This is a genomic window from Nonomuraea zeae (assembly GCF_005889725.1).
GTDB classification, from domain to species: domain Bacteria; phylum Actinomycetota; class Actinomycetes; order Streptosporangiales; family Streptosporangiaceae; genus Nonomuraea; species Nonomuraea zeae.
Map to the genome: position 1 here is coordinate 1 of NZ_VCKX01000178.1, position 25735 is coordinate 25735.

Annotated in this window: 24 protein-coding genes; 14 read left to right on the plus strand and 10 right to left on the minus strand. The window is 71.0% G+C overall.

Translation table 11 applies throughout. From position 1 onward, the window contains the following. Positions 1-884 (plus strand): type VII secretion protein EccB (locus ETD85_RS40300; protein ID WP_206059161.1); only part of this gene is annotated, 884 nt, incomplete at its 5' end. A 28-nt stretch (positions 885-912) separates the two neighbouring features. Here ETD85_RS40300 and ETD85_RS40305 read toward each other — a convergent pair. After that, positions 913-1776, minus strand: a complete 864-nt coding sequence (locus tag ETD85_RS40305; RefSeq protein ID WP_138695099.1) for a hypothetical protein — start codon at positions 1774-1776, stop codon at positions 913-915. A 9-nt stretch (positions 1777-1785) separates the two neighbouring features. Then, positions 1786-2889 carry a hypothetical protein gene (locus ETD85_RS40310; RefSeq protein WP_138695100.1) on the minus strand — a complete coding sequence of 368 codons (1104 nt, stop codon included), beginning with the start codon at positions 2887-2889 and terminating at the stop codon, positions 1786-1788. A 271-nt stretch (positions 2890-3160) separates the two neighbouring features. Here ETD85_RS40310 and ETD85_RS40315 point away from each other — a divergent pair, with 271 nt between their 5' ends. The 6 genes from ETD85_RS40315 to ETD85_RS40340 are packed head-to-tail and all read left to right on the plus strand — an operon-like array spanning position 3161 to position 7548. After that, positions 3161-3496, plus strand: a complete 336-nt coding sequence (locus ETD85_RS40315; protein WP_170247106.1) for a WXG100 family type VII secretion target — start codon at positions 3161-3163, stop codon at positions 3494-3496. 43 nt (positions 3497-3539) lie between these two features. Then, on the plus strand, positions 3540-3851 hold the full coding sequence (locus ETD85_RS40320) for a WXG100 family type VII secretion target (RefSeq protein WP_138695102.1): 312 nt from the start codon (positions 3540-3542) through the stop codon (positions 3849-3851). Between the two features lie 48 nt (positions 3852-3899). Continuing rightward, on the plus strand, positions 3900-4250 hold the full coding sequence (locus tag ETD85_RS40325; protein ID WP_138695103.1) for a hypothetical protein: 351 nt from the start codon (positions 3900-3902) through the stop codon (positions 4248-4250). Next, positions 4250-5689 carry a hypothetical protein gene (locus tag ETD85_RS40330; protein WP_138695104.1) on the plus strand — a complete coding sequence of 480 codons (1440 nt, stop codon included), beginning with the start codon at positions 4250-4252 and terminating at the stop codon, positions 5687-5689. The genes ETD85_RS40325 and ETD85_RS40330 overlap by 1 nt, the downstream gene beginning before the upstream one ends. Beyond that, positions 5686-6105 carry a hypothetical protein gene (locus ETD85_RS40335; RefSeq protein WP_138695105.1) on the plus strand — a complete coding sequence of 140 codons (420 nt, stop codon included), beginning with the start codon at positions 5686-5688 and terminating at the stop codon, positions 6103-6105. Before ETD85_RS40330 ends, ETD85_RS40335 begins: the two co-directional genes overlap by 4 nt. Before the next feature lie 21 nt (positions 6106-6126). Next, positions 6127-7548 (plus strand): hypothetical protein, encoded by a 1422-nt coding sequence (locus ETD85_RS40340; protein ID WP_138695106.1) that lies wholly within the window; start codon positions 6127-6129, stop codon positions 7546-7548. A gap of 59 nt (positions 7549-7607) precedes the next feature. On the opposite strand, the gene ETD85_RS40345 is transcribed toward ETD85_RS40340, so the two are convergent. Genes ETD85_RS40345 through ETD85_RS40355 form a run of 3 tightly spaced genes read right to left on the minus strand, consistent with a single transcriptional unit; the run spans position 7608 to position 9434 of the window. Then, positions 7608-8045 carry a YbaB/EbfC family nucleoid-associated protein gene (locus ETD85_RS40345; RefSeq protein WP_138695107.1) on the minus strand — a complete coding sequence of 146 codons (438 nt, stop codon included), beginning with the start codon at positions 8043-8045 and terminating at the stop codon, positions 7608-7610. Between the two features lie 43 nt (positions 8046-8088). Then, positions 8089-9051, minus strand: a complete 963-nt coding sequence (locus tag ETD85_RS40350) for a hypothetical protein (protein ID WP_138695108.1) — start codon at positions 9049-9051, stop codon at positions 8089-8091. Beyond that, entirely contained in the window at positions 9051-9434 is a 384-nt protein-coding gene (locus tag ETD85_RS40355; protein WP_138695109.1) for a hypothetical protein, read from the minus strand. Before ETD85_RS40355 ends, ETD85_RS40350 begins: the two co-directional genes overlap by 1 nt. A 53-nt stretch (positions 9435-9487) precedes the next feature. On the opposite strand from ETD85_RS40355, the gene ETD85_RS40360 reads away from it, so the two are divergent. After that, positions 9488-9922: a YbaB/EbfC family nucleoid-associated protein gene (locus tag ETD85_RS40360; RefSeq protein ID WP_138695110.1), complete on the plus strand. Its 435-nt coding sequence runs from the start codon at positions 9488-9490 to the stop codon at positions 9920-9922. A gap of 21 nt (positions 9923-9943) precedes the next feature. Here ETD85_RS40360 and eccD read toward each other — a convergent pair whose 3' ends face one another. Then, positions 9944-11401, minus strand: coding sequence for a type VII secretion integral membrane protein EccD (eccD, locus tag ETD85_RS40365; RefSeq protein ID WP_240779746.1), 1458 nt, complete (start codon positions 11399-11401; stop codon positions 9944-9946). Between the two features lie 101 nt (positions 11402-11502). Between eccD and eccCa the strand changes: the two genes are divergently transcribed. The 3 genes from eccCa to ETD85_RS40380 are packed head-to-tail and all read left to right on the plus strand — an operon-like array spanning position 11503 to position 16940. After that, positions 11503-15480, plus strand: coding sequence for a type VII secretion protein EccCa (eccCa, locus tag ETD85_RS40370; RefSeq protein WP_138695111.1), 3978 nt, complete (start codon positions 11503-11505; stop codon positions 15478-15480). A 27-nt stretch (positions 15481-15507) separates the two neighbouring features. After that, positions 15508-15840 carry a hypothetical protein gene (locus tag ETD85_RS40375; RefSeq protein ID WP_138695112.1) on the plus strand — a complete coding sequence of 111 codons (333 nt, stop codon included), beginning with the start codon at positions 15508-15510 and terminating at the stop codon, positions 15838-15840. After that, the gene (locus ETD85_RS40380) at positions 15837-16940 is read left to right on the plus strand and encodes a transglycosylase SLT domain-containing protein (protein ID WP_138695113.1); all 1104 of its coding nucleotides are present in this window, start codon (positions 15837-15839) and stop codon (positions 16938-16940) included. The genes ETD85_RS40375 and ETD85_RS40380 overlap by 4 nt, the downstream gene beginning before the upstream one ends. 74 nt (positions 16941-17014) lie before the next feature. On the opposite strand, the gene ETD85_RS40385 is transcribed toward ETD85_RS40380, so the two are convergent. From ETD85_RS40385 to ETD85_RS40395, 3 genes are all read right to left on the minus strand, one after another. Continuing rightward, the gene (locus tag ETD85_RS40385) at positions 17015-19261 is read right to left on the minus strand and encodes a serine/threonine-protein kinase (protein ID WP_170247107.1); all 2247 of its coding nucleotides are present in this window, start codon (positions 19259-19261) and stop codon (positions 17015-17017) included. A 168-nt stretch (positions 19262-19429) separates the two neighbouring features. Beyond that, positions 19430-20572, minus strand: coding sequence for a S8 family serine peptidase (locus tag ETD85_RS40390; RefSeq protein WP_138695115.1), 1143 nt, complete (start codon positions 20570-20572; stop codon positions 19430-19432). A 129-nt stretch (positions 20573-20701) separates the two neighbouring features. After that, positions 20702-20974, minus strand: coding sequence for a WXG100 family type VII secretion target (locus tag ETD85_RS40395; protein WP_165960088.1), 273 nt, complete (start codon positions 20972-20974; stop codon positions 20702-20704). 124 nt (positions 20975-21098) lie between these two features. On the opposite strand from ETD85_RS40395, the gene ETD85_RS40400 reads away from it, so the two are divergent. The 3 genes from ETD85_RS40400 (at position 21099) to ETD85_RS63625 (ending at position 25090) form a co-directional block, all read left to right on the plus strand. Further along, positions 21099-21818 (plus strand): SDR family NAD(P)-dependent oxidoreductase, encoded by a 720-nt coding sequence (locus ETD85_RS40400; RefSeq protein WP_138695116.1) that lies wholly within the window; start codon positions 21099-21101, stop codon positions 21816-21818. 31 nt (positions 21819-21849) lie between these two features. Continuing rightward, complete coding sequence (locus tag ETD85_RS40405) at positions 21850-23598, plus strand: ATP-binding protein (protein ID WP_138695117.1); 1749 nt, start codon at positions 21850-21852, stop codon at positions 23596-23598. A 112-nt stretch (positions 23599-23710) separates the two neighbouring features. Next, the gene (locus ETD85_RS63625) at positions 23711-25090 is read left to right on the plus strand and encodes a hypothetical protein (protein ID WP_170247108.1); all 1380 of its coding nucleotides are present in this window, start codon (positions 23711-23713) and stop codon (positions 25088-25090) included. A 111-nt stretch (positions 25091-25201) separates the two neighbouring features. Here the strand turns inward: ETD85_RS63625 and ETD85_RS40415 are convergent. Further along, on the minus strand, positions 25202-25735 hold a 534-nt coding region (locus ETD85_RS40415), incomplete at its 5' end, for a hypothetical protein (protein ID WP_206059162.1).

A 25735-nucleotide genomic window follows, 5' to 3' on the forward strand; every position in this document is an offset into this window, starting at 1 on the left:
GCGGGCGGCCGGTGGGCGGGGACGCGATGGTGGTCTCCGACGGGCAGCAGAACTGGGTGATCTGGGGCGACCGCCGCCTGCGGGTGAACGAGCACGGCGTGCGCGCGCTCAACGCGCAGCCCAGGAAGGTGCCCGCGGCCTGGCTGAACGCGCTGCCCGCCGGGCACGACTTCCGGGGCCCGAGGGTGGCGAACCTCGGGCGGAAGGTCCGTACCAACGGCAAGGTCACCGCGACGGTCGGCCAGGTGTACACGGTGCCGGCCCTGCCGGGCACCTCGGCCCGCTGGTACGTGCTGCTCAACGACGGCCTGGCGCCCATCTCCGCGGTGCAGGCCCGGCTCCTGCTGGAGGACCCGTCCATCAAGAAGGCGTACGGCAACCGCCCGGCGAAGGAGATACCGATCGACGCCGCCTCCGCCAACGCCTCGCCCTCGCGCCAGACGGTCATGGACAACACCCTGCCCGCGTCCATGCCCAGGGTGATCAACGTGCCCGGCACGGTGCCGCTCTGCTCGGTCTACGCCGGCACGGCGGCCGGCTCGACCGCGGCGAAGGTGACGGTCGGCAGCAAGATCGCGATTCCGACGCCGTCGAACGCCGGCGTCCAGGACCGGTTCGACCAGGTTCTGCTCCCGCCGGGCAGCGCCGTGGTGGCCGGAGTGCTGCCCGGCGAGGGCCAGCTGGGCGCGGTGACCAGCGCGCTGTCGCTGATCACCGACCAGGGGGTGCGCTATCCGGTGCCGTCAGCCGACGTGCTGGCCAGCCTGGGTTACGAGGCCACGGACGTCGCGCCGGTGCCGGCGAGTCTCATGCACTCGATCCCGCAGGGGCCGGCGCTCGACCCCGCGGCGGCCAGATCGCCCTTGACCGCCGCCAGCAGGTAGCGGCGAGCTCGGCCGTCCGGAGCGGCTGTCACCAGCCGAACTCGGGCAGGGGGGAGGATCCTTCGAGCTGGCTCGTGTCGAGCGCGCTCTCCGGCGAGTCGGCGATGTCCGCCTCCGCCGGGTTGTAGATGGCGCTGGCCTCCATCAGGTTCGGCTTGCTGCCGGACACGGCCTGCAGGCCGGGCAGGTCCTGGGCGAACTGGTTGTAGGCGACGCCCGCCAGCCCGAGGATGACACTGGCCTTGAGCACGAGCTTCCAGTGGCTGGCGAACACCTGCTTCATCGTCGTGTGCAGGGTGGTCGAGATGCTGACCGCCTGCCCCTCGGCCAGCGCCCCGAAGGCGGTGGCCCGCGCCAGCAGGACGTAGCTCGCCAGCGCGGCCAGGACTCCCGCGACGGCCACGCAGAAGATCATCAGCGCGTGGAACCCCTGCGCCGAGCACTTGAGCGTGTTCCCGCAGCCTTCCCTGTTGCTGTCGAGCGTGGCCAGGTGCCCGTCGAGCACGTCGACCTTCTCCAGGAAGGACTTGTACGCCCGGCCGGCCCAGTCTTCCGAGTTGCCGATCTCCCTGCTCAGCCGGCTCAGCTCGCTACGGAGGTAGGCCAGGTCGCTGAGCCCCGATGAGTTCTCGGCCCGCGCCGGCGCCACCATCGGCGGATGGAACTCCTGCGGCTGGCTGAACATCGAGCCGTTCGTGGTCGTCGCCGGCCCGATGTTGACGGAGTTCTTGTCGAGCCACTGCTCGGCCGCCCGATGCTGCTCGGCCGGGTCCGCTATCAACAGCCCCATGAGCCCGACGATCGGATACGTGTACGGCATCACGAACGCCGCCGCCGTCGCGGTCGCCTGGGCTCCGATGAAGACCTCTAGATCCCCGTCGTATGGCGCCACTTGCCTCGCCTATTCCTCCCTGCCGAGCACCGCCGGCGCGTAGTCCTCGTCCATGCCCCACACGCCCTCTTCCTCGGGGACGTGCGCGCCGCGTTCGCGGTCCTTGTCCTCGTTGCCGGCGCCACCGGCGCCGCCGCCCATGGGGGGCGGGTAGATCGGCGTGCCTGTGTTGAGCGCGCGGGCGAGGCTTCCCGGCGCGCCCACGCCCGACCCGGCCGAGCCGGTGCTCCCGAGCGCGCCCTCCGGGTAACCGACCGAGCTACGCGGCACGGAGACGGAGGTGCGCGGGTCGTAGGCCGTGGCGTCCGGGGTGCGGACCTGCGGGATGGGCGTGTTGGCCAGGTTCGGGTCCACCCCGGCGAGATTGGTGCCCGTGGGCTGGTTGACGCCGTTGAGGTCGGGGATACTCGTGTTCGGCTGCTGCACCCCGGACAGATCGGGGGTGGTCAGATCCGGCTGCGTCGCCCCGGGCTGCGTCAGGTCCGGCTGGGTGAGATCCGGCTGCGTCAGGTCCGGCTGCGTCAGGTCGGGCTGGTCGAGATCCGGGGTGTCGATGTCGGACGGGTCCAGGTCCGACGGATCCAGATCGCCCGGCGAGGGCTTGTCGAGGTTCAGGTCCGAGGGATCGACCTTGCTCCCGCCGAGATCGCCCAGCCCGGTCGGCGACCCGCCCAGCCCGCCGGCGCCCAGGTTCCCCAGCCCGCCGGGCGTCTTCGGAAGCGAAGGAGTCTTGCCGCCGCCCTTTTCGTCGCCGGTCTTGCCGGCCTCCTCGGCCTGCTGGGTGTTGTCGGCCGCGGTGCTGAGCGCGTCCTTCCAGGAGTCGAGCACTTCCTTGCCCTGCTTGAGCGCGTCGGCCGCGTTGTCGCGCACCGAGCGGTGCGCGACGTTGAGGCCGCCGCCGATCACGCCGAACGTCAGCGTGTGCATGTCGATGGACCGGGTCTTGTCGCTCATCTGCGTCAGGTCCTGGCCGTAGCCGGCCACGTTCGTGCCCAGCGTCCTGACGCTGGAGTGACGCATCTTGAAGTTGGGGTCGATGGAGCTCGGGCTCATGCTCGTGCCGAGGCTCGAGATGTCCCCGAAGGGGTTGTCAGTCTCTGATGAGTCGGCCATGTGCCCCCCTAGTCACTTCGCCCCCACACGGTACGCCAGCCACACAGGTGCCGTACAGGCGGATAGCGCGACATTACGGTCAGTCGCCGTGTACGCCCATCAGGGGCCCTAAACCACTGCGTTCTGCGAATACACCCACCATCCGCCCCAATGATATGGAAAATTAACGCCAGCACGTGCGACGCTAGGGGTAGAAGTTCACTAATGTGACGATTCTGCCGACACAAGGTTGTCGGCAGGAGTCAGCCGACCAGCAAGGGAGGGAGACCCTGTGGGGGCAGAACCGCAGACTCAAGTAAGTGAATCCGATCTCAAGGCAGCGATCACGCTCATCGAGGACGCAGCCACGCGCCTGCGCACGATCCAGATGAACCTCGACACCGCGGGTGTGACCCTGAAGGCACACTGGGTCGGCCAGTCGGAGGCCGCGTTCGACGCCGTGCACAAGAAGTGGCACGAGCGCATGGACGTCATCCTCGGGAGCCTGCGCCGCCTCGCCGAGAACATCGGGTCGAGCAACACCAACTACGCCTCGTTCAACCAGGAGCGGACGGAGGCGATCAACCAGATCGCCGCGCTGATCAACGCCGCCCCGATGTCGCGGTGACGATCCGCCGCAGTTGACCGACCAAGCAGCACTGGAGGCCGCAATGCCCGCTGACGACATTTTCGATATTACAAAAGTCAACTTCTCCGGACTCGGAGAGGGTGAGGACGCCTTCGCCAGGGCGTTCAACGACATGGTCACCACTCTGGAGCAGCTGGAGCGGGACCTGCTGGCCAAGAGCGCGATCTGGCAGGGCCAGGCCAAGACCGTCTTCAACGAGGTCCGCCAGGTCTGGGAGACCGAGGCCAGGGACATGTCGCAGTTCGTGGACCTGATGAAGAAGAACATCAACATCACGAACATGAACATGCAGCAGGTCGAGCGGATCAACGCCCAGATCTTCGACGGCAAGTAGGACAGCCGAGGTGGCACCGCCGGGGGGCGCTGAGAGCGGAGGGGGCGCATGGGCACCGATCGTGGGGTAGACCTCAGCAGGAGAGCGATCAAGGCCGCCAGGACCGACCTGGAAGAGGCGCTCGCGCTCCTGCGCCCCGACAGCGACAACGGCGGCGACGCCACGCCTGTTCTCACGCAGACGGGGTCGGTCGTCCAGCTGAACGACGACGCCGAGGCCATGAGCGGGTTCTGGCCGGCCGCCCTCGGCTTCCAGACGAGCGCGGGCAACGGCATCCGCGCCGTCACCACCTCGTACGCCAACATCGCCGACCAGGTGGAGAGCGTCATCGAGCTGTTCAACACGGCACTGCGCAACTACGACAACGCCGAGGGCGGCGAGGATCGGCGGCAGGTCTGATGGCGGAGTACGAGCAGCCGATCAGGACGCAGATCGACGGCGACGAATTCGACGGCGCGACGCTCGACATGCTGCGGGAGACGCTCACCAAGAACAAGCCCGAGCTGCTGCGCAACGCCGCCTCCGAGCTCCTCACGGCCAAGCAGCGCCTCGACAACCTGGTCGGGGTGATCGACCGGCATCTGCGGGAGCTCGACCTGCACTGGACCGTGGGCGACGACGCGCGGACGGTCAAGGCCTCGCTGCGCAGGCTGCGGGACGCCGCCGCGGACGTGTCCACCACGATCACCGACCAGCCCGTCAACGCCGAGCAGTGCCCCACCAACCCCTCCGGCGTCGCGCCCGCGCTGATCCTCCAGGCCCACACGCTGGCGGCGTTCGGCGGGGACAAGCTGCCCGAGTCACCTGACCGCGACGTCTCCATCCTGGAGGGCGCGTTCCAGGGCGGCATGGTGGGCACGGCCGGCGGCGCGATGATCGGCGCCGTGCCCGGAGCGGTGATCGGCGCCGTCGTGGGCACGATCGCCGGCGGCGTCACGGCCATCTTCACCGACGGCCCGATGCAGAACCTGTTCGGGGACTCCAAGGAGGAGCAGGACAGGAAGAAGGCGAAGGAACACATCCGGTTGCTGACGGACGCCACCAGGCTCAACAACAACGTGTTCCCGGCGAACCTCAGGACCGAGATCCCCCAGTTCGACGCCCTCACTCCGAACGTCCCCACCATCCCGCTGAACAACACGAGCGGGATCACCAACGGCCTGCCGACCGGCCCCGGCCAGCCCTACCTGCCGGCGAGCACCGGCCTCGACGGCCTGGGCTACCCGAACCAGGACGGGCTGCAGGACCCCAGCCGGCACCAGATCCCGGGGCTCGGCGACACGAACGTGCCGGGCGGGTACCCCGACGGCACGATCCAGGGCCCGGGCACGGGCGCGGGATCGATACCGGGCACGAACCTCGACGGCATCGGCACCGGGCCGGGCGCCGGCGCGAACGGGCTGAACGCCCCGGGCGTCACGACCCCCGGCGCTACCGCCCCGACCGCGCCGAACGGCTCGGTGAACAGCCCGAGCACCTCCTTGGCGGGCCTCCCCGACCCGTCGTCCCTCCACGCCCCCGGCGCCCCCGGCGCGCCCGGCGCCCCTGGCACCACCGGCCTGCCGAACGCCACGGGCATCGGCAGCCCGTACGCCGGGACCAACGCGGGAGCGGGCAACTTCGGCGCGTCCGGCGCGGCGAGCGCCGCGAACGCCTTGCGCGGCGTGGGCGGCGGCTCCTCGATGGTCCCGATGGTTCCGCCTGCCGGCTCGCAGGGTGGCCAGGAGCGCAAGGAGACCACCCGGACCACGTGGCTGCTCGAGGACGAGGACTACTTCAGAAGCGACGAGTCGACGACGAATCCGTACATCCGCGGTGAATCGAAAGGCAAGACATGAGCCGCCCCCCAGCAGATGAAGGCTCGCCCCCGCCGGAATTGGAGCTGGCCAGGAACTTCCCCGGGCTCGGTGACGACGACGGCCGCGGGCCGTACGTCGATCACGAGGGGGTCCGCGAAGTGATCCGGCGGCTGCGCAGGCGCCTCGGGGCGCTGTCCGGCCAGGCCCCGGCGAGCATGAGCGCCACCTGGAGCGGCCCCGGCACGGTGGCCAACGTGGCGGGACTCGGCAACGTCGGGCCGACCTCCACCGGCTCGTGGGAGGTCGCCAGCAACTTCGGCCTGAACGTCGAGAACGCCTACGAGGTGTTCGGCCCCAGCTACTCCAAGCTCCAGGAGCAGGCCGACAAGTGGGCGGAAGCGGTTGAGCAGGCCATCGTGAACTACGAAAAAGGCCACAAGGACAGCAGTGCGTGAGAAGCGGCAGGGATGACATAGATGGCTGACCAGTGGAAGCCGATCAGGATCTACGACTACCTCGGCGTCACCGCTCCCGACTGCAACACCACCAGGGCCCAGATCGCCAACTGGCTGAACAGCGCTGACCCGGACCGGGTCGAGCGGGCAGGTCAGAGCTACATGGACGCCGCCAAACTGGTACGGGGCGACGACGGGGTCGAGGGCGCCTTCATGAAGGCGGCCGAGGAGCTGGCCGAGGTGTGGCGGGGCGACGGCGCCACCAAGGCGCTGAAGGCCCTGCGGCTGCTGCACGCCAGCGCGGGCGCGCTGGGCGCCGCCATGCACCAGACCGGCGAGCCGATGACCCAGTACGCCGAGCGGATCAGGCACTACAAGTCCACCATGCCCGCCCCCTCCATCCAGGAGAACCTGAACGGCGGCCTGTCGAACAACGGTGGCAACTACGGCACGCTCGGCGAAGAGACGACGCCGCTGATCACCTCGGAGAACACCGGAGGCGGGACCACCGGCAGCCCGGAGCTGCCCCTGCTCACCCCGGACGCGCTGGCCAGGAAGCACCTGGAGAACCTGAACAACGAGATCCTGGAGCTGAACTCCCAGATCGCCGAGGGCCTGACGTTCGAGGTCCCCGACATCAACCCGATGACGGTGGACACCGAGAACGCGCCGAAGCTGAACCCGGGCAGCGGCACCGAGACGCCCACGGGCCGGACCGAGTACTGGACCGGCAACGGCTCGGACGGCGGCGGCACCGGCGGCGGGACGAACGGCACGGGTGGCACGGGCAGCACGGGCGGCACGGGCGGCAACGGCCAGGGCGACCAGAGCGGCAGCTCGGGGGACCAGGGCTCCGGCCAGGACGGCCGCGACCCGGGCCAGGATCAGGGCTCCGGCCAGGACCAGACGCCCGGCGGGGACGGCTCCTCCACGGACCCGCAGGACCCGTCCACCCCCGGGCAGCCCGGCACCGGCGACCCGTCGCAGAACCAGCCGGGGACCCAGGACCAGAACGGCACCGATCAGCAGAGCGTGCCCCCGGTCATCGGCGCGAACGACCAGACCCAGCTGGCCGACGCCAACCCGGCCAACCCCACCACGCCGACGACGTCGAACCCGTACCAGTCCACGCCCAACACCAGCCTGATCACCCCGACGTCCCAGATGCCCACGACCACGACCACGCCGAACCCGTACTCGGCAGGGCCGGGGCAGCCGGGCGTCGGCACCTGGTACGGCACGGGCGGGACGGCGCCGACGGCGAGCCCGGCGGTGCTCAGAGGCGGAGCCACCCCGGGCTCCGGCTTCATGGCCTACCCGCCCGGGATGGGAATGGGCGGCGGCGGCGCCGACCAGAGCAGCGAGCGCGACCGGGAGATCTACGACCCGGAGGGCGACATCTGGTCGTCACAGCACCCGACGAGCCCCGAGAAGATCGGCTAGCCCGTCACCGGCCGGCCGGCCCCACGATCGCGATCAGGGGCCGGTCCGGCCGGTAAGAGTCAGCCCTCCATGCGCTGCCGGATCCGGTCGAGCTCGCCCATGAGGTCCCCGACGGTCCGGTTGTAGGCCGCCTCGGACTGGCGTACCTGCTCCAGGGCTCCGTCGGCGTCGGTGCCGAAGCGCATGGGGTTGTCCTCGCCGAAGGCCTCCTCCATCATGTCCGCCACCTGGCGTTGCAGGTCGGCCGCGGCCTCCTTGACGAGCTGCTTGATGCTCGCGGAGAGCTCGCCGGAGGTCAGGCGCATGGCCTTCGGGTGAAGGATGAGCTCCTTCAGCCCGGCGCTGGAGAACTCGACCTTGACCAGGCCGTCCTCGTCCTGGGCCCGGCCGACCAGCTCCGCCATGGACGTCCGCAGCTCCACGGCCCGCGCCATCTGCCTGTCGGCGTTCCTGAGGACCCTGTCGAGGTCCAGAGCCCCGAACTCGCGCTCGATCATCCTCACACCCCATATGCCCCAGTAGATGCTTTGCTCGGCAACTCTAGGGGGTTGCGGGGGAAGTTTCGCGCTTAGGCTCGATCCAGTCGAAGTCCTGGTAGCGCGGGGGCAGGCCGGAGTTCTGGGCGGGCTCGGCGAACGAGGGGTACTCCTTGGCGTCGATCGTGATCGTCCGGAAGTCGATCGCGGCTTCCCCGCCCGGAGTGATGTAGCTGAACTGGTGGTTCTTCTTGACCATGGTCGAGAGCACGTCGCCGCCCTCCTTCAGCGTGCTGGCGATCGAGGTGGCCAGGAAGAGCGTGGCGATGTTGACCTCGGCGGTGATGTACCTCTCCAGCAGCAGCCCCCACACCGAGGTGTTGGGCACCCGCTGCAGCCCCTTGGCGATGACGAGCAGGCCGATCGCGGCGAAGCTCATGCGCATGACCCAGGTCCAGAAGCTCCGGTAGGACGCGGCGACCTCGTCGAGCATGCCGCTGCCCTTGCTGATCACGTTGCGCAGCGCGCCGATCTCTCGGTGGAACGTCCAGATCACCCGCTCGAACTCGTCGCGGTCCAGCGCGATCCAGCCGTCCCTGGCCGTGTTCAGGATCTGCGGGAGCAGCTGCTTGATCCCGTCGTCGAGCCGCGAGGCCATGCCGCTGTCCAGGACGCTGACCGCCTGCGCCATCCCGGGCTCGTTGGCCAGCATGCCGCCCGCGATGGCGATGGCCGGGGCCAGGCCCAGGGCGAGCTTGCCGGCCCGCTTCAGCACGCTGAGCGCGCGGTCGCCGAGCGAGGGCATGTAGGGGTTGCGCCAGGCGGAGACCGCCTGCTGCGGCGCGGGGGTGCCGTACGGACCGGGGTTGGGCGCGCCGAACCCCGGGGTGCCCGGGTATCGCGGAGGGCCGTATCCCCCGGTGGCCGGCGGCGTGGTCGGCGTGCCGGCCGGGGTGGCGTAGGGGTTGCCGGGAATCGGCTGGTTCGGCGTGGCCCGGGTGTGCGCCCAGGGGTCTGGGGTGCTCATCAGCCGCGGTACCGCACGATGCTGGCCTCCTCGGCCGCGCGCCAGTTGCGCTTGGCCCGGTCGAGGCAGTCCGTCCACCCCTGCACCGCGTTCTCCGCGTCGGTCATCGTGGTGTCGAGCCAGTGGCGGAACTCCTCGTACGCGCCGCCGATCATCATGCCGCCGATCGCTCCGAAGCCGAGCCCGTCCACGACCGTCAGCGGCTGGAGCCCGTGCACGAACTCGACGGCCGGCAGCAGCTCCTCATCGACGCGCTTGCACGTGTGCGCGATGGTGGAGGACGTGACATAGATCTCTTGGCCCGAATCCTGCTGAATATTCGACACAAAACGTGATTGTTGTCCAAATTCACCGAGAAACCGGCGGCTTGCCGTGATCTTCACGGGCGGTTCAGCAATCCGCCAGCCCAGGCTCGCCTTTCATTAACCAGCCGCCGATGACGTGGCGTCCCATGGACTACACCGAGCACGACGTGGAACGGCTGCTGAAGGAGAACGAGCGCGAGGTCGCCCGCCTGGCCGAGGCCGCCGAGGGCCTGCGGGACATCGTCGGCAAGGGCGAGAGCCGCAGCGGCCTGGCCACCGCCGTCGTGGACGCCGACGGCCGCCTCCGGAGCGTGACCCTCTCTCCCCGCGTGCTGCGCATGGACGTGGCGGCCCTGGCCGAGGAGGTCGTCCAGGCGGTCCGCCAGGCCCAGGACGACCAGGACCGGCAGGCTCGCGAGCTGCTGGCCGTACCGGCCGGGCAGCAGCTCGGGCTGGAGGAGATCCAGCGCCAATTCGCCGAGTTCCAGGAGACGTTCGCCGCGGAGACCGCCGGTCGCAACGAGCGGCTGCGGCGGCTGGGCGAGCGCGACCCGCGCGACGACTGACCTGAACGGGGGGCGGCAGCGCTATCCGGCCAGGCCGCGGATCCAGGTGTAGACGTCGAGCACGCCGAGCGCCAGCGGGAAGAGCGCGATCAGCAGGATGACGTCCACGATCTCGCCCGCGCGGCCCCAGAAGGGCGACAGGCGCCCGGAGGGCAGCCACAGGCCGAGGCCGACGACGAGCATGGCCAGCCACAGCACGCCCATCACGACCGCGGCGGCGGCCACGGTGCCCGCGCCCGTGCCGATCGCGATCCCCACCGCCATCAGGCCGCCGAGGCCGGCGCACAGCAGCCAGAGCCGCTGGCCGAGGCCGTGGAAGACGCGGGCGCGCAGCAGCAGCACCAGCGAGAGCACGATCGCCATCGAGATCGCCATCCAGCTGGGGGTGGTGACCAGGTAGGCCAGGGCCCCGATGGCGGTCAGGCCGATGCCGGTGACCATGCCGGTGGCGTACCGGCTGGCCTGCGCGGTGCGGGTGATGACGGCCTCGCTGTCCAGCCGCTGGTTGTCGGCGCGCAGCTCCTCGGCGCTGGTGGGCAGCGTGGGCAGCGGCACTCTGGCGATCTTGAAGGAGAGCCCGGGGATCAGCGGGCTGAGCGCGATCAGGACGGTGACCGTCATGGCGGCCGCGCCCGCCGCGGGCACGCCGGACACCATGACCACGGCCGCCGCGATCGCTCCCGCCACCGTCGCGATCGCCGTGCCGAGGAAGCCGGCCACGCCGTCGGCGACCACGGTGCCGCCGATCGTGGCCACCAGCGCTGTGCAGGTCAGCGCGGCCAGCAGGTGCGGAGCGCCGAGCCCGGCCAGGGTGGAGCCGCTGACCAGGCCGTAGAGCCCGGCCAGGAAGGCGTACGGCAGGGCGGCGTAGCCGATCAGCGCGCCCGCGGAGGAGTCGCCCACCGCCCTGGACAGGGCCGCGCTGACGCCGATCAGCAGCACCGCCAGGATGCCCGCGACCACGGTCACGCCCAGGGGTGCGCTCCCGGACAGGATCAGCGCGGGGGCGCCGAGCGCGAGGATGACGGCCGCCGCGCCCGTGCCCATGGCCTTGGTGTGGCGGCTCTCCCATTTGCCCGTGCTCTCCTTCACGCCGGTGGCCACCACGTCGGCCACGTCGTCGTAGAGCGCGGGCGGCAGCGCGGACTCGCGCGGCCGCAGGTACAGCAGCTCGCCGTCCAGCACCCCCAGGGACGTGAGCGTCTGCCCGATGTCGAACGGCGCGCCGCCCAGCCGCTGGAGCACCCAGCCGGGCGAGCCGGAGGCATCGCCGCCCGCCTCGCCGACCGCGCGCAGCAACCCGGGCAGCACGTGCGGCAGCGGGACGTCCGCCGGCAGTGCAAGATCCACCCTGCGGCGCGGGGCCACGATCGTGACATGGCACAGTGGCGCCAGCGGCGCCCGCATCTGCGGCTGCCCGCCCTGCGGGAACGGCATCGGCTGCCTCGGCTGCATCGGCTGATGCGCAAGCGAAGTCACGGTTACTCCAGGTATGGCTGGATAAATCCGACACGCCGAACATATAGGGACGGCGGGTCTGGTAAGAAAGTGTTCCAGGTGACAGGAGGGTTGTCCCGCCAGTGAGCATTGTTGTCGTACGTCGCCCCGAGCGCCGGCCGAGCCCCCAGCCGCCGCGTGGCGAGATCCTGCTGGAATCTCCCCCCGAGATTCCCGAGGTCCAGCCCGCCGGGCTCATGGGCATCCTCATGTACGTCCCCATGCTGGCCGGCGGAGCGGCGATGGGGCTGATGTTCACCGCGGGGGGCAATTCCAGCCCCATCATGTACGTGGCCAGCGGCCTGTTCGCCGTCTCGATGCTCGGCATGACGATGGGCCAGTTCGGCCGCAACGCGGGCGAGCGCAAGAACCGGCTCAACGGCCTGCGCAGGGACTACTTCCGCTACCTCTCCCAGATCCGTAAACGCGTCCGAAAAGCCGCCATCCAGCAGCGCGAGGCCCTGGAATGGAGCGGGCCCGCGCCGGACACGCTCTGGTGGGTCGCCATGGGCCCGCGCCTGTGGGAGCGCAGGCCGCGCGACGACGACTTCGGCACCGTACGGCTGGGCACGGGCGTGCAGAAACTGGCCGTGCAGCTCGTCCCGCCCGACTCCAAGCCGGTCGAGGACCTCGACGCGCTGACGGCCGGCGCCCTGCGCAGGTTCGTCAGGTCCCACTCCACGGTGTCGGGGTTGCCCGTGGCGGTCGCGCTCAACTCCTTCGCGCGCATCCTGCTCACGGGTGACCGGCGGGCCGTGCGCGGCCTGGTCCGGGCCATGGTCGCGCAGCTGGCCACGTTCCACTCCCCCGACGACATGCGGATCCTCGTGTGCGCGAGCAAGGAGTCGATGCCGCACTGGGACTGGGTGAAGTGGCTGCCGCACGCGCTGCATCCGGAAGAGGTGGACGCGGCCGGGCAGGTGCGCCTGATGGGCGAGAACCTGGCGCAGCTCGACCAGCTCGTGGGCAACGAGCTGAAGGAGCGGGCCAGGTTCCGGCCGGGCACGGCGGCGGACGCGCTGCCGTACCACCTGGTGATCGTGGACGGCGGGCACGTGCCGCACGACTCCCAGCTCGGCACGGACGCCATCCAGGGCGTCACGGTGATCGACCTGTCGGAGTCGACCGGGCCGGTCGAGGAGGCCAGCACGCTCAGGCTGGAGATCCTGCCCGACGGTTTCCACATGGTGAAGATCGACCACGCGGGCAAGCGGTCCACGACCCGGCTGGGCGATCCCGACCAGCTCGACTACCCGCGGGCCGAAGGGCTGGCCAGGCAGCTCGCCCCGCTGCGCTCCTCCGCGAACTCCGGCGGCGAGGCCCAGGACCTGCTGGGCACCAACACCACGCTCACCGACCTGCTCGGCGTGGGCGACCCCGCCCGGCTGCAGACCGCCGTCACCTGGCAGGCCAGGGCTGGCCGCAACAGGCTGCGCGTGCCGATCGGCCTGGGCGGCGACGGCCGGGTGGTCGAGCTGGACATCAAGGAGTCGGCGCAGGGCGGCATGGGCCCGCACGGGCTCGTCATCGGAGCCACCGGCTCCGGCAAGTCGGAGCTGCTGCGCACGCTCGTGCTCGGCCTGGCGATCACGCACTCCTCCGAGATACTCAACTTCGTCCTGGTCGACTTCAAGGGTGGTGCGACGTTCCTCGGCCTGGAGACGCTCACGCACGTCTCCGCCGTGATCACCAACCTGGAGGACGAGCTCCCCCTCGTCGACCGCATGCACGACGCGCTGCACGGCGAGATGGTGCGCCGGCAGGAGCTGCTGCGCGCGGCGGGCAACTACGCCTCCCTGCGCGACTACGAGCGCGCCCGCGAGCAGGGCGTGGACCTGCGGCCGATGCCGACCCTGTTCCTCGTGCTCGACGAGTTCAGCGAGCTGCTGGCGGCCAAGCCGGAGTTCATCGACCTGTTCGTGATGATCGGCCGGCTCGGCCGCTCGCTCGGCGTGCACCTGCTCCTCGCCTCGCAGCGGCTGGAGGAGGGGCGGCTGCGCGGCCTGGACACGCACCTGTCCTACCGGATCGGCCTGCGGACGTTCTCCGCCATGGAGAGCCGGGTCGTGCTGGGCGTGGCGGACGCGTACGAGCTGCCCTCCGCGCCCGGCAACGGCTACCTCAAGTTCGACACGACCGGCATGACCAGGTTCAAGGCCGCCTACGTCTCCGGCGCCCACCACGACGACCCGGCCCAGGCCGTGACGCCCGACGGCCAGGCGCCGATCCGCGAGGTCGTCGAGTACGGCCCCGCCCACGTGCCGCTGCCCGAGATCACCACCCCCGTCCAGGTGGGACCGCAGCCCGACGACGAGCCCGCGAGCAGCAGCCAGCGCAGCCTGCTCGACGTCGTGGTCGGCCGGCTGGCCGGGCAGGGCCCCGCGGCCCACCGCATCTGGCTGCCGCCGCTGTCCGAGCCGCCCACGCTGGCCCATCTGCTGCCGCCGCTCTCGGTCACCCCCGAGTACGGCCTCAGCACGACCGGCTGGACGGGCCGGGGCCGGCTGCACGCGGTCGTCGGCATCATCGACAAGCCGTTCGAGCAGCGCCGCGACCCGTTCTGGCTGGACGTGTCCGGCGGCGCGGGACACGTCGGCGTCGCGGGCGGCACCCAGAGCGGCAAGAGCACCGTCGTCCGCACGATGGTGGCCAGCATGGCGCTGCTGCACACCCCGCGCGAGGTCCAGTTCTACTGCCTCGACTTCGGCGGCGGCGCGCTCGCCTCGCTGGAGGGGCTGCCGCACGTGGGCGGCGTGGCCACCCGGCTCGACGCCGACCGGGTCCGCCGTACGGTCGCCGAGATCAGCGGGCTCCTGGAACGGCGGGAGCGGGACTTCGGCGAGCGCGGCATCGAGTCGATGGCCTCCTACCGGCGGCTGTGCGCGGAGGGCGCGATCGAGGGCGACGGCTGGGGCGACGTGTTCCTGGTCGTGGACGGCTGGCTGACGCTGCGGCAGGAGTTCGACACGCTGGAGCCGATCGTCACCGACCTCGCCGCGCGCGGGCTCGGCTACGGCATCCACCTCATCGCGGCCACCAACAAGTGGTCGGAGTTCCGCCCGAGCATCCGCGACCTGCTCGGCACCAAGATCGAGCTCAAGCTCGGAGACGCCTACGAGTCCGAGGTCAGCAGGAAGAAGGCGCTGGCCGTGCCCGACGGCGCGGCAGGGCGTGGTCTGACGAAGGACGGCTTCCACTTCCTGTCCGCGCTGCCCAGGATCGACGGGGTGCAGAGCTCCACGGACCTCGCGACCGGGGCCCGCGGCATGGTGCAGGCCGTCCGCGAGTCGTGGCAGGGGCCTCCCGCGCCGCCCGTCCGGCTGCTGCCCGCGGTCCTGCCGCTCTCCGCGCTGCCCGACGACCGGGAGCGGATCCCGATCGGCATCGACGAGGCCACGCTGTCGCCCGTCGCGGTCGACTTCGACGCCGACCCGCACTTCGTGGTGTTCGGCGAGAACGAGAGCGGCAAGTCCAACCTGCTGCGGCTCCTCGCCGAGGGCCTGGTCAGCAGGAAGCAGCCGAGCCAGGCCATGATGATCGTGATCGACTACCGCAGGTCGCTGCTCGACTCCGCGGCGACCGAGCACCGCATCGGCTACGCCGCCTCCAGCGCCGCCGCCGCCGAGCTGATCAACGACGCCAAGGGCGCCCTGCTCAGCCGCCTGCCCCCGGCGAACCTGACGCCGGACCAGCTGCGCGAGCGCAGCTGGTGGCAGGGCTCCGACCTGTACGTCTTCGTCGACGACTACGACCTGGTGGCGACGTCGTCCAACCCGCTGCTGGCCCTGGCCGACCTGCTGCCGCAGGCCCGCGACATCGGCCTGCACCTCGTGATCTCCCGGCAGATGGGCGGCGCGAGCCGGGCCATGTTCGACCCGATCATCCAGCGGATGAAGGACATGGCGACCCCCGCGCTGCTCATGTCCGGCAACAAGGACGAGGGCTACCTGTTCGGCAACGTCCGTCCCCAGCCGCTCCCGCCCGGGCGCGGCCACCTCGTGGACCGCCGGTACGGCGCCCGCCTCATGCAGACGGCGTTCCTCGACGCCGGCCGGGAGTGATCGTGTGCGAAGAAGGGCTGATGCGCCATGGCGGACCTTGACATCCATCTGACGGCGCTGGACCGGTGCCGTACGGCCATCCACACGGCGTCCGGCCAGTACGAGGACACGCTGACCGAGCGCAATCCCGGCGAGGTCACCTACGGCGACGACGGCGAGCCGCGCAACAACAGGACGCCCGTCAGCGCCGACGTCTTCGGCCACCTGACCGACTCCGGCACCCTGGCCGGCGCCGCGAACGACGTCTGGACCGAGCTCATCAGCGAGATGGACCAGGCCCGCAGGAAGCTCGCGGGGACGGAACGCGGTCTGAGCAACGTGGAGGAGAACATCCGAAGGACCCACAGGGCGACCTCATGAGCGTCGCGCACCTGCCCGGGGGCGCGGCCCTCGACACGATGCTGAACAAGGTGACCGGCGACCCCGGCAAGATCGACGCCCTCGCCAAGGCCTGGCGGAGCGTGTCGGGCGACATCAACGAGTTCGCCGGGGCCCTGGGGGCGGCGGTCCAGACGGTGGACGACGCGTGGCAGGGCCGCTCGGCCGACCAGTTCGCCACCTACATGAACAAGTACGGCGCCGCGGGCGAGAACCTCAACCTGGCGCTGTCCAACGCGGCCGGCTCGCTCGACGACGCCGCCACCGCGCTGCGCGAGTCGCACACCGAGATCAGCGCCATCTGCCGCGACCTGAACACCAACGCGCGCAACTACCGGACCCGCTTCTTCAACAACAATCCCGACGCGAAGGAAGAGGACGTCACGCCGGGGCTGACCACGCTGGTCAACCAGGCGAAGACGGACGCGCAGCCGTGGGTGGACTCGGCCGACCGCGCGGTGACCAAGGCCAAGAACGCCATCAAATCGGTCATGGACGAGCGCGGCCTCACCTTCCGCGACATCCCGGACGTGTCCACCCAGGAGTTCACCCCCGAGAACGGGCGCAAGCTCGACTGGGAGCGGGACCCCAGCTACCAGGAGAGCCGCACCTCCACGCAGTCCGCCTCGGGCGGCAACGGCTCGCGGGGCGGCTCGGGAGGAGGCGGCTTCGGCGGCTACGGCCCCAGCGGACCGCCGCCGGCCGGTGGCGGGCCCGCGCCGACGGGCCAGCTCAAGGAGTGGATCGAGGAGGCCATGTCGATCCTGGCGCAGCACGGCGTGCCGGCCTCGAAGATGAACGCCAGCGACATCGCCATGATCATCCGGCACGAGTCGGGCGGGAACCCCAACGCCATCAACAACTGGGACTCCAACGCGGCCAAGGGCACGCCGTCCAAGGGGCTGATGCAGACCATCGACCCCACGTTCAACTCGTACTCGCTGGCCGGGCACAAGAACATCTACAACCCGGTCGACAACATCATCGCCGGCGTGCGGTACGCGATCTCCCGCTACGGCTCGGTCTCGAACGTGCCAGGAGTGGTCGGCACCAAGACCGGCTCGGGCTACGTCGGCTACTGACGGCCCCCTTCGCACGGCAGAAGGCCCGGACCAGCTGGTCCGGGCCTTCTCTCATGCTCTCGCCGTCGGGTGGCTCAGCCGCAGTTGGCCCAGCCCTGGCTGGTGCTCTGCGAGCCGACGCTGCCGGAGAAGCGCACGCACTTGCCCTTGGCGGACAGCTTCACCGGTCCCGCGTAGTACTCGTAGCTGCCGCTGTCAGACTGGCTGCCGCCGCCCTGCACCTCGAGCGTGGCGCTGACCGGGGTCTTCTTGCCGACGTCCGCGGACTTGATGGTGACCACGCAGTTCTGGCTGGTGCTGTTGTTCCAGAGCTGGTACGTGGTGCCACCGACGAACGGGCTGGTGCGCTGGATCGAGAAGCCCGAGCCGCACACCTGCGTGGCCGTGTAGGGGTTCTTGGCCGGAGTCGACGGCGTCGGCTTGGCCGTGGTCTTGGTCGGGGTGGGCTTGGCCGTCGTCTTGGTGGGCGTCGGCTTCGCCGTGGTCTTGGTCGGGGTGGGCTTGGCCGTCGTCTTGGTCGGCGTCGGCTTGGCCGTCGTCTTCGTCGGAGTGGGATCCGGCTCCCGGGTGGGCGTCGGGTCCTTGCTCGGCTCCTTCGTCGGCTCCTGGGTCGGCGTCGCCGTGGGGGTCTTGGTGGGCGGCACCGTCTTGGTGACCGTCGCCGTGGGCTTGCCGCGCTGCTTCTTGGTCGTGGTCGGCTGCGCCGTGGCGGACTGCGTGGCGGTCGGCTGGGCGGTGGGGACCGCGACCGGCTGCGTGGGCATCGCGGCGGGCGTCGTCGGCACGCTGGTCAGGTCGGGCACCGGGACTCCGGGCGTACCCGAGGCGTAGTCGGTGGGAAGCAGCAGCGGGCCCACGCCCGCGTCATCGGGGTTGGCCGTGGTGCCCCAGGGCACCGTGGGCTGGGGCTGCGCCTGCTGCGCGTCGGTCCCCGCGGGGTCGCCGCCCCCCTGCGGGGCGGGCGTCAGCCCGGCGCTGGCCGGGACCGGGATCCCGTTCGCGTTGGCCTGCGCCACGGAGGCGGGGTTGACCTGCTGCAGCCGGACGTAGTTGTTGGCGCCCCAGAGGCCCAGGCCGGACAGCAGCGCGACCACGCCGACGCCGGCGACCAGCGCCATGGGGAAGCCGCGGCGCGGCGTCGGGGAGGCGGACCTGGACGGCATCGCCTCCAGCCTGATCTGGTGCGGCGGCTGCGGCTCGGCCTCCGGAGGCCCCCACATCGGCGCCTCGGGCTGGTGCGGCACCGGCAGGCCCTGCATGGGCGGGCCCTGCACGGGAGGCCCCTGCATGGGCGGGCCCTGCATCGGGGGGCCCTGCATGAGGGGACCGTGCATCGGCGGGCCCTGCATCGGGGGTCCCTGGACGAGCGGTCCCGGCGGGGGGCCCTGCATCGGCGGGCCCTGCACGGGCGGCCCCTGGACCAGCGGCGGGCCGTCGAGCAGGGTCGGGCCGTCCAGCAGGGTCGGCTGATCCTGGCCTACCGGGCCCATCGGGCTGGGGATCGCGAGCCCCTGGAGCGGCACGCCCTCCAGCGGCGGGCTCTCGACCACCGGGTCCTTGGCCGCCGGCGGCTTGGGCGCGCTGGTGTCGCCGAGCACCTGCATGAGCGCGCTGTACGTGGTCGGCCGCCCGCCGACCTCCTTGGCCAGCGCCGACAGCAGCACCCTGCGCATCGGCTCGGCCTCGATGTCCACCTCGGGCTCGGCGTTCAGCACCGCGTCCTGCTCGGCGAACGGCGGCTTGCCCGTCCCCGCGAACACGATCGTCGCGGCCCAGGCGAACACGTCCGCGTACGGGCCGTACTGCAGGCCCTCGATCTGCTCGGGAGCCTGGTAGACGATCTCGCCCACGGGGTCGCCGAGCGCGGCGTCGGTGACCCTCGGGCCGTCCGGGCCGATGATGACGTTGTGCGGCGTGAGCGAGCGGTGCGTCAGGCCCGCGAGGTGCACGGCCGACAGCGCGGTCAGCACGCCGACGGCGACCCGCTCCAGCGCGTCCCCGCTCAGCGGCGCGTCTTCCGCCACCACCTCGGCGAGGCTCTTGCCTTCGACGTGCTCACGGACGATGTACGGGCGATCTTCGAGGAAACCGGCGCCCAGCACCCGGGCCACGTAGGAGCTCGAAACGCGCGTGGCGCCGAGATACCTCGCAAGCGCGTCGGGACCCGCGTCGGGCACGGCGGGGAGCAGCTTGATGGCGACGATCGGCGCGTCCTCGGACTCTCGACCGAGGAACACCTCGCCCCGCGGCCCTTCTCCCAGCAGCCCAACGACGCTGTAATCGCCGATCCGCTCTGGGTCACCAGGGCGCAAAGGGTTCATGACCAGACCTTTCACAGCAAAGCATGATCTAGACATATTCAATCAGATCTGTCACATACGCATCAGGGGTTTCGGACCGTCCCCGACAATTCACCGTTCCGTTTCCTTGCAGAGCCAGTGAGACGGCGCGGATCCGCGTGAATCGGCGGTGACCCGGCCGTCCCGCGGTCACTCCGCGCGGCCCGGCCGCCAGCCCCTGCGCCGCCCCATCGGGATCATCACGCGGGCCGCCGCCACGAGCAGCGAGAGCCCCGCCGCGCACCCGGCGATGATCAGGGCCAGGTTGATCGCGCCGTGGTCCACCGGCGGGACCCCGGCCACGGCGCCCTGCGGGAGCGGGCTCGCGGGAGGGGGCGCGACCACGGGAGCGTTGGCCGGCTCGTACGGGAGGATCGCGCTCACCGCCTGCATGGGGTTGACCATCCCCGCGCCCTTGCCGCCGCCCGTCGCGCCGTCCGCCGTGGCGATGATGCGCTGGCGTACCTGGGCCTGGTCCAGGGAGGGGAACCTGGCCCGGACGAGTGCCGCCGTCCCGGCCACGTAGGGGGCGGCGTAGCTGGTCCCGTCGAGGTCGGTGTTGTAGGAGCGGCCCGGCCACGTGGAGGCGACGTCCTGGCCGGGGCCGAGCACGGCGACGGGGGTCTTGACGTTGGAGAAGTCGGTCAGGGCGCCGCTCTGGTTCACCGCGCCGACCGCGAGCACCCCCTCATAGGCCGCCGGATAGGCGGGGACGGGGGTGCCGTCCTCCTTCTGGACGTTGCCCGCGGCGGCCACGACCACCGCGTCCTTGGCCAGCGCGTACTCCACCGCGGCTTTCAGCGCGGGCTGGTCCACGGTCGAGATGGACACGTTGATGACCTTGGCGCCCTCGTCGGCGGCGGACTTGATGGCGTTGACCAGCAGGGCCGGATCGCCCTCCCGCTCGCTGGTGGTCTGCTTGTACGACAGCAGCCGCGCCCCCGGCGCCATGCCGTAGAACAGCACGCCCTTCATGTACTGGGCGCCGATGATGCCCGCCACCGCGGTCCCGTGCCCGATGCAGTCGCGGTCGTCGGTGCCGGTGAGATCCGCCTTGCCCGCCAGCCTGATCTGCGGGTGCTGCAGGTCGACGCCACTGTCGATGATCGCCACCGACACGCCGGCGCCGGTGGACAGCGACCAGACGCGTTTGGGGTCGAGCCGCTTCTGCGCCCACGACTCCCCGACCTGCATGGTGCCCCTCGCCGGCTCGCAGGCCGCGGCGGAGGCGGCCGCCGGGATCAGCGGGAACTGCAGGGCGAGCGCGCTCGCCACGAGGGCGCGACCAATCATGGCGAAAGAGCGTAGCCTGCCCGGTTGGCCCAGAAGTGTCCCCGGTCAACTCGGCGGGGAGAACGGCCCGGCAACGGAAAGAAGCCCCGGCACCCTCGCCAGGGCCTCAGACCGTGGTCTTTTCGTGGGTCATTTCGTGGCGGACTCGATGTTCTGCCGGTAGGTGCCGATGACCCTGGAAGCTTCCTGGAGCTCCTCTGTCATGCGCTGGAAGGCCGTGCGGTAGTTCTGCCAGGCCTGTTGGAAACGCTGCGCGCCCGGGCCCGTCCACGCGGTGCCGACCTTGGCCGCCTCGCGGTCGAGCGCGGTCATGGTGGTGCGGACCGCCTCGGACTGCTGGGTGAACTGGGTGGACATCTGCTGCATTTCCGCGGGGTCGCCGCCGAGCATGCTCTGGCTCATGCATACCTCCTGGACCGTGTGAAAGCGGCTTCACCCTAAGGGTGCCTACGGGCTGTCGCCGGTGTTATGCCCAGCGGCTATGGTCTACCCGAGGATTATTCGGATCGATCGGGAGCGGTCGGGCATGCGCGAGGTAGTGGTGACCGGCGGTGGCACGGGCATCGGTTACGCGATCGCCGCGGCCTTCGCCGCGCTCGGCGACCACGTGACGATCACGGGCCGCCGGGACCACGTGCTGAAGGAGGCCGCGGAGCGGCTCGGGGCCGCGTACGCGTGCTTCAACGCCGCCAGCCCCGTCGCCGTCAGCGAGGCGCTCGCCGACCTGCCGCGGACGGTGGACGTGCTGGTCAACAACGCCGGCGGCAACACCAACCTGGACCGCAGGCAGTCGGACGAGCTGATGGACGTGGCCGAGGCGTGGTGGGCCAATCTCAACGCCAACCTGATGTCGGCCGTGCTCGTCACGACCGCGCTGGCGCCGCGCATGAGCAAGGGCGGCCGGGTCATCTCGATCGGCTCGATCGCCGCACGGGGCACGGGCTCGGGCTCGTACGGCGCCGCCAAGGCCGCCATGGAGTCCTGGACCGCCGACCTGGCCGCCGAACTGGGCCCCAAGGGCATCACCGCGAACATCGTCTCCCCCGGTCTCGTCGTGGACACCGAGTTCTTCCGCGGCAGGCTGACGGAGGACGGAATAAGGGCACGCGTGGAGAACACGCGCAACGGACGCCCTGGCACTCCCGCCGACGTGGCAGATACCGTTCTCTACCTGGCCTCCGCGGGAGCCAGGCATGTCACTGGGCAGGTGCTTCACGTCAACGGCGGCGCTTACCTGGGCCGCTGAGCCGCAACTCGCGCAGGAAGGACGAAGGTCGGTGCGGAAGGTTCTGATCGCCAACCGTGGCGAGATCGCCGTGCGGGTGGCACGCGCCTGCAAGGACGCCGGAATAGGCAGCGTGGCCGTCTACGCCGACCAGGACGTCGACGCCCTGCACGCCAAGGTGGCGGACGAGGCCTACGCCCTGGGCGGCCAGTCCCCTGCCGAGACCTATCTCGACATCGGCAAGCTCATCGAGATCGCGCGGCGGGCCGGAGCGGACGCCGTGCACCCCGGATACGGCTTCCTCGCCGAGAACGCCGACTTCGCGCAGGCCGTCATCGACGCCGGTCTCATCTGGATCGGCCCGCCGCCGGCCGCCATCGCCGCGCTCGGCGACAAGGTCCAGGCCAGGCACATCGCGCAGAAGGTCGGCGCACCGCTGGTCGCCGGCACCAAGGACCCGGTGTCCGGGGCCGCCGAGGTGGTGGCCTTCGCCGAGGAGCACGGGCTGCCGATCGCCATCAAGGCCGCGTACGGCGGCGGCGGGCGCGGCATCAAGGTGGCCCGCGAGCTGTCGGAGGTCGCCGAGCTGTACGAGTCGGCCGTGCGCGAGGCGGTCGCCGCGTTCGGGCGGGGCGAGTGCTTCGTCGAGCGCTATCTCGACCGGCCGCGCCACGTCGAGACCCAGTGCCTGGCCGACCACGAGGGCAACGTGGTCGTGGTCAGCACCCGCGACTGCTCGCTCCAGCGCCGCCACCAGAAGCTGGTGGAGGAGGCGCCCGCGCCGTTCCTGTCCGAAGACCAGGTCGAGATCCTCTACCGCAGTTCCAAGGCCATACTCAAGGAGGCCGGCTACGTCGGGGCCGGGACGTGCGAGTTCCTCGTCGGGCAGGACGGCACCATCTCCTTCCTGGAGGTCAACACCCGGCTGCAGGTCGAGCACCCGGTCACCGAGGAGGTCTCGGGGATCGACCTGGTGCGCGAGATGTTCAGGGTCGCCGACGGCGAGAGGCTGGGCTACGACGACCCGGTCCTGCGCGGGCACTCGATCGAGTTCCGGATCAACGCCGAGGACGCGGGCCGCAACTTCCTGCCCGCGCCCGGGACCCTCACCGTCATGCGTGCCCCGTCCGGGCCCGGCGTGCGGCTCGACGCCGGGTACGAAGCGGGGATGACGGTGCCCCAGACGTTCGACTCGCTGGTGGCCAAGCTGATCGTGACCGGGCGCACCCGCCAGGAGGCGCTGGAGCGGTCTCGGCGGGCCCTGGCGGAGTTCGAGATCGACGGGATGCCGACCGTCCTGCCGTTCCACCGGGCCGTCGTCGAGGACGCGGCCTTCGCCTCCGCGCCGTTCTCCGTGCACACGCGGTGGATCGAGACCGAGTGGGACAACACCATCGCCCCCTACTCCGGGGACGTCGCCACCGCCGCGGAGGGCCCCGGGCGCGAGAGGGTGACCGTCGAGGTCGGGGGCAAGCGCCTGGAAGTGGTCCTGCCCGCCGGTCTCGGCATGTCCTCCGCTGCGCCGAGCGCGAACAAGGCGCCCCGGCACGGCGGCAGCAGCGCGAAGAAGCCGGCCGCCGGCGGCGACGCGCTCGTGAGCCCGATGCAGGGCACGATCGTCAAGGTCGTGGCCGCGGACGGGAGCGAGGTGCGCGAGGGCGACACGGTCGTGGTGCTGGAGGCCATGAAGATGGAGCAGCCGCTGACCGCCCACAAGTCGGGCACGATCACGGGGCTCACGGCCGCCGTCGGGCAGACGGTGACCTCCGGCGAGACGATCTGCGAGATCAAGGACAGCTGACCGGTCACGTGCCCGGCATGTGGGCCCGCGACGACCGCGCCAGGTAACGTGCGCAGTGAGGAACTTTGCCGACCGCCCGTTCGTCCTCATGGGCGAAGGAGGCTTGCTGCCAATGACCCATTCGCTGCGCCGAGCAGGGGCCGCGATCGCGGCTCTGATCGCCGGTCTATTCGTCGTTCTTGCGCTGTCCCCTGCCGCTCACGCGGCGGCTCCCCCTGACGCCAACACGGTGGTGTCCTTCTGGAAGGACAAGCAGGACCCGCTCTACGTCGAGTCGGGCTCGCCACTGACGTCAGACCAGCAGGATGAGATCCGTGACGCGCTCAAGGGGGCGGACAGCAAGGTTTACGCTGTCGCGCTGCCGGACGGCACGGTGGACAACTCCAACATCGCGTCCTACATGACCCAGCTCAACACCGCGTTGACCGCCGCGGGCCGCAACCGGGCCACGTACGCCGTGCTCGACGGCACGACGCTGTTCGCGGCTTCGAGTGCCCTGCGCCAGGCGGGTCTCGCGGGCGAGCTGGCCAACCGCGCGGTCACCGCCAACTCGGGCGACGTCGTGGCCGGCATGAAGGACTTCACCAACCGCGTCGACCTCGCCGTCAAGGGCAAGCGCTCGGCGCTCGACTCCGGCAGCCAGGCCAACCCCGGCGCCGGCGGCCAGGCCGCGCTGATCGGCCTCGGCGCCCTCGTGCTGGTCGGCGGTGGCGGCTACTTCCTCTACTCCAGCAACAGGAAGAAGAAGCGCGCCATCCAGGAGGCGAAGGACCTCGCGGCGGTCAAGCAGACCGTCGAGGAGGACGTCACCAAGCTGGGCGAGGAGATCACCGCGCTCGACACCGACGTGGTGCTCTCCGGCGAGGGCGGCAAGCACATCGACGAGTGGCAGACGGCGCTCGACTCCTACGAGAAGGCCAAGACCCAGCTCGCCACCGTGCAGCGGGCCGACCAGATCCGCGAGGTCACCCAGACCCTCGAGGACGGCCGCTACGCGCTGGCCGTGGTCAAGGCCAGGGTCGGCAACGAGCCGCTGCCCGAGCGGCGCTCCCCCTGCTTCTTCAACCCGCAGCACGGCCCCTCGGTCCGTGACGTCCGCTGGGCCCCGCCCGGTGGCGCGGTCCGCGACGTGCCCGCGTGCAAGATGGACGCGGAGGCCGTGGAGCGCGGCTTCGACCCGCAGATGCGCGAGGTCATGGTCGACGGCCAGCGCCGGCCCTACTACGACGCGGGCCCGGCCTACCAGCCGTACGCCTATGGCTACTACGGCGGCTTCGGCGACGTCATGACCGGCATGTTCATCGGCACGATGATGGGCAGCATGCTCAGCGGCGGCTTCGGCTACGGCGGCTACGGCGGCGGCTACCAGGACGGCGGAGGCGACTTCGGCGGGGGTGGCGACTTCGGCGGCGGCGACGGTGGCGGCGGCTGGGGCGACTTCGGCGGCGGCGGCGACTTCGGTGGCGGAGACTTCGGCGGCGGCGACTGGTAAACCCCGTGAGCGCTCCCCGTGGGATTCGTCCCGCGGGGGGCGCTTTCGCATTTCCACCCCCGGGACGAACGGCAGGGCCGCGCCGCGGGCCCTCTCGGGCGGGTGGCGCGGTCAGGAGTGGACGGCGCGGATCTCGGTCACCGTGAACTCGTCCACGATGTGCCGGTTGTCCACCAGGAAGCCGACGAGGCCCGCCACCGCCTCCACGCCCGTGGCCGCCCGGGTCTGGCCGCTGAGCAGGAAGACCAGCGGCGTGGACGGCTGGTCGAGGGCGAAACGGCTGCCGTGGCGGTGGACGTCGTGCAGGGCTCTGATGGGCATCGGCCGCGCCGAGACGAACCAGGCCGCGACCTCCCAGAGCGGCAGGGCCGGGTCGGCGTCCGTGGAGGCGTGATAGCAGGTGACGCAGCCCTCGGCCGCGTGCCGGCCGTGCGGGCACGTCCAGCGGACGATGTCGGCGTGGGTCTGGCTGCGCAGGCTCAGGTTCGCCGTCTCGATCACGCGGCGGCGCGCCAGCCGCGGTTGGTGGTCGAACGATGAAGGGTTGGTGTTACCGGTGATCGGATCCTCCGGGTGGGTCGGCGCGTCGGCAGAGGGCTCGGGACTGGACGATGGCCAGGTCTGGAACGGGACTGGGGTCGGGGC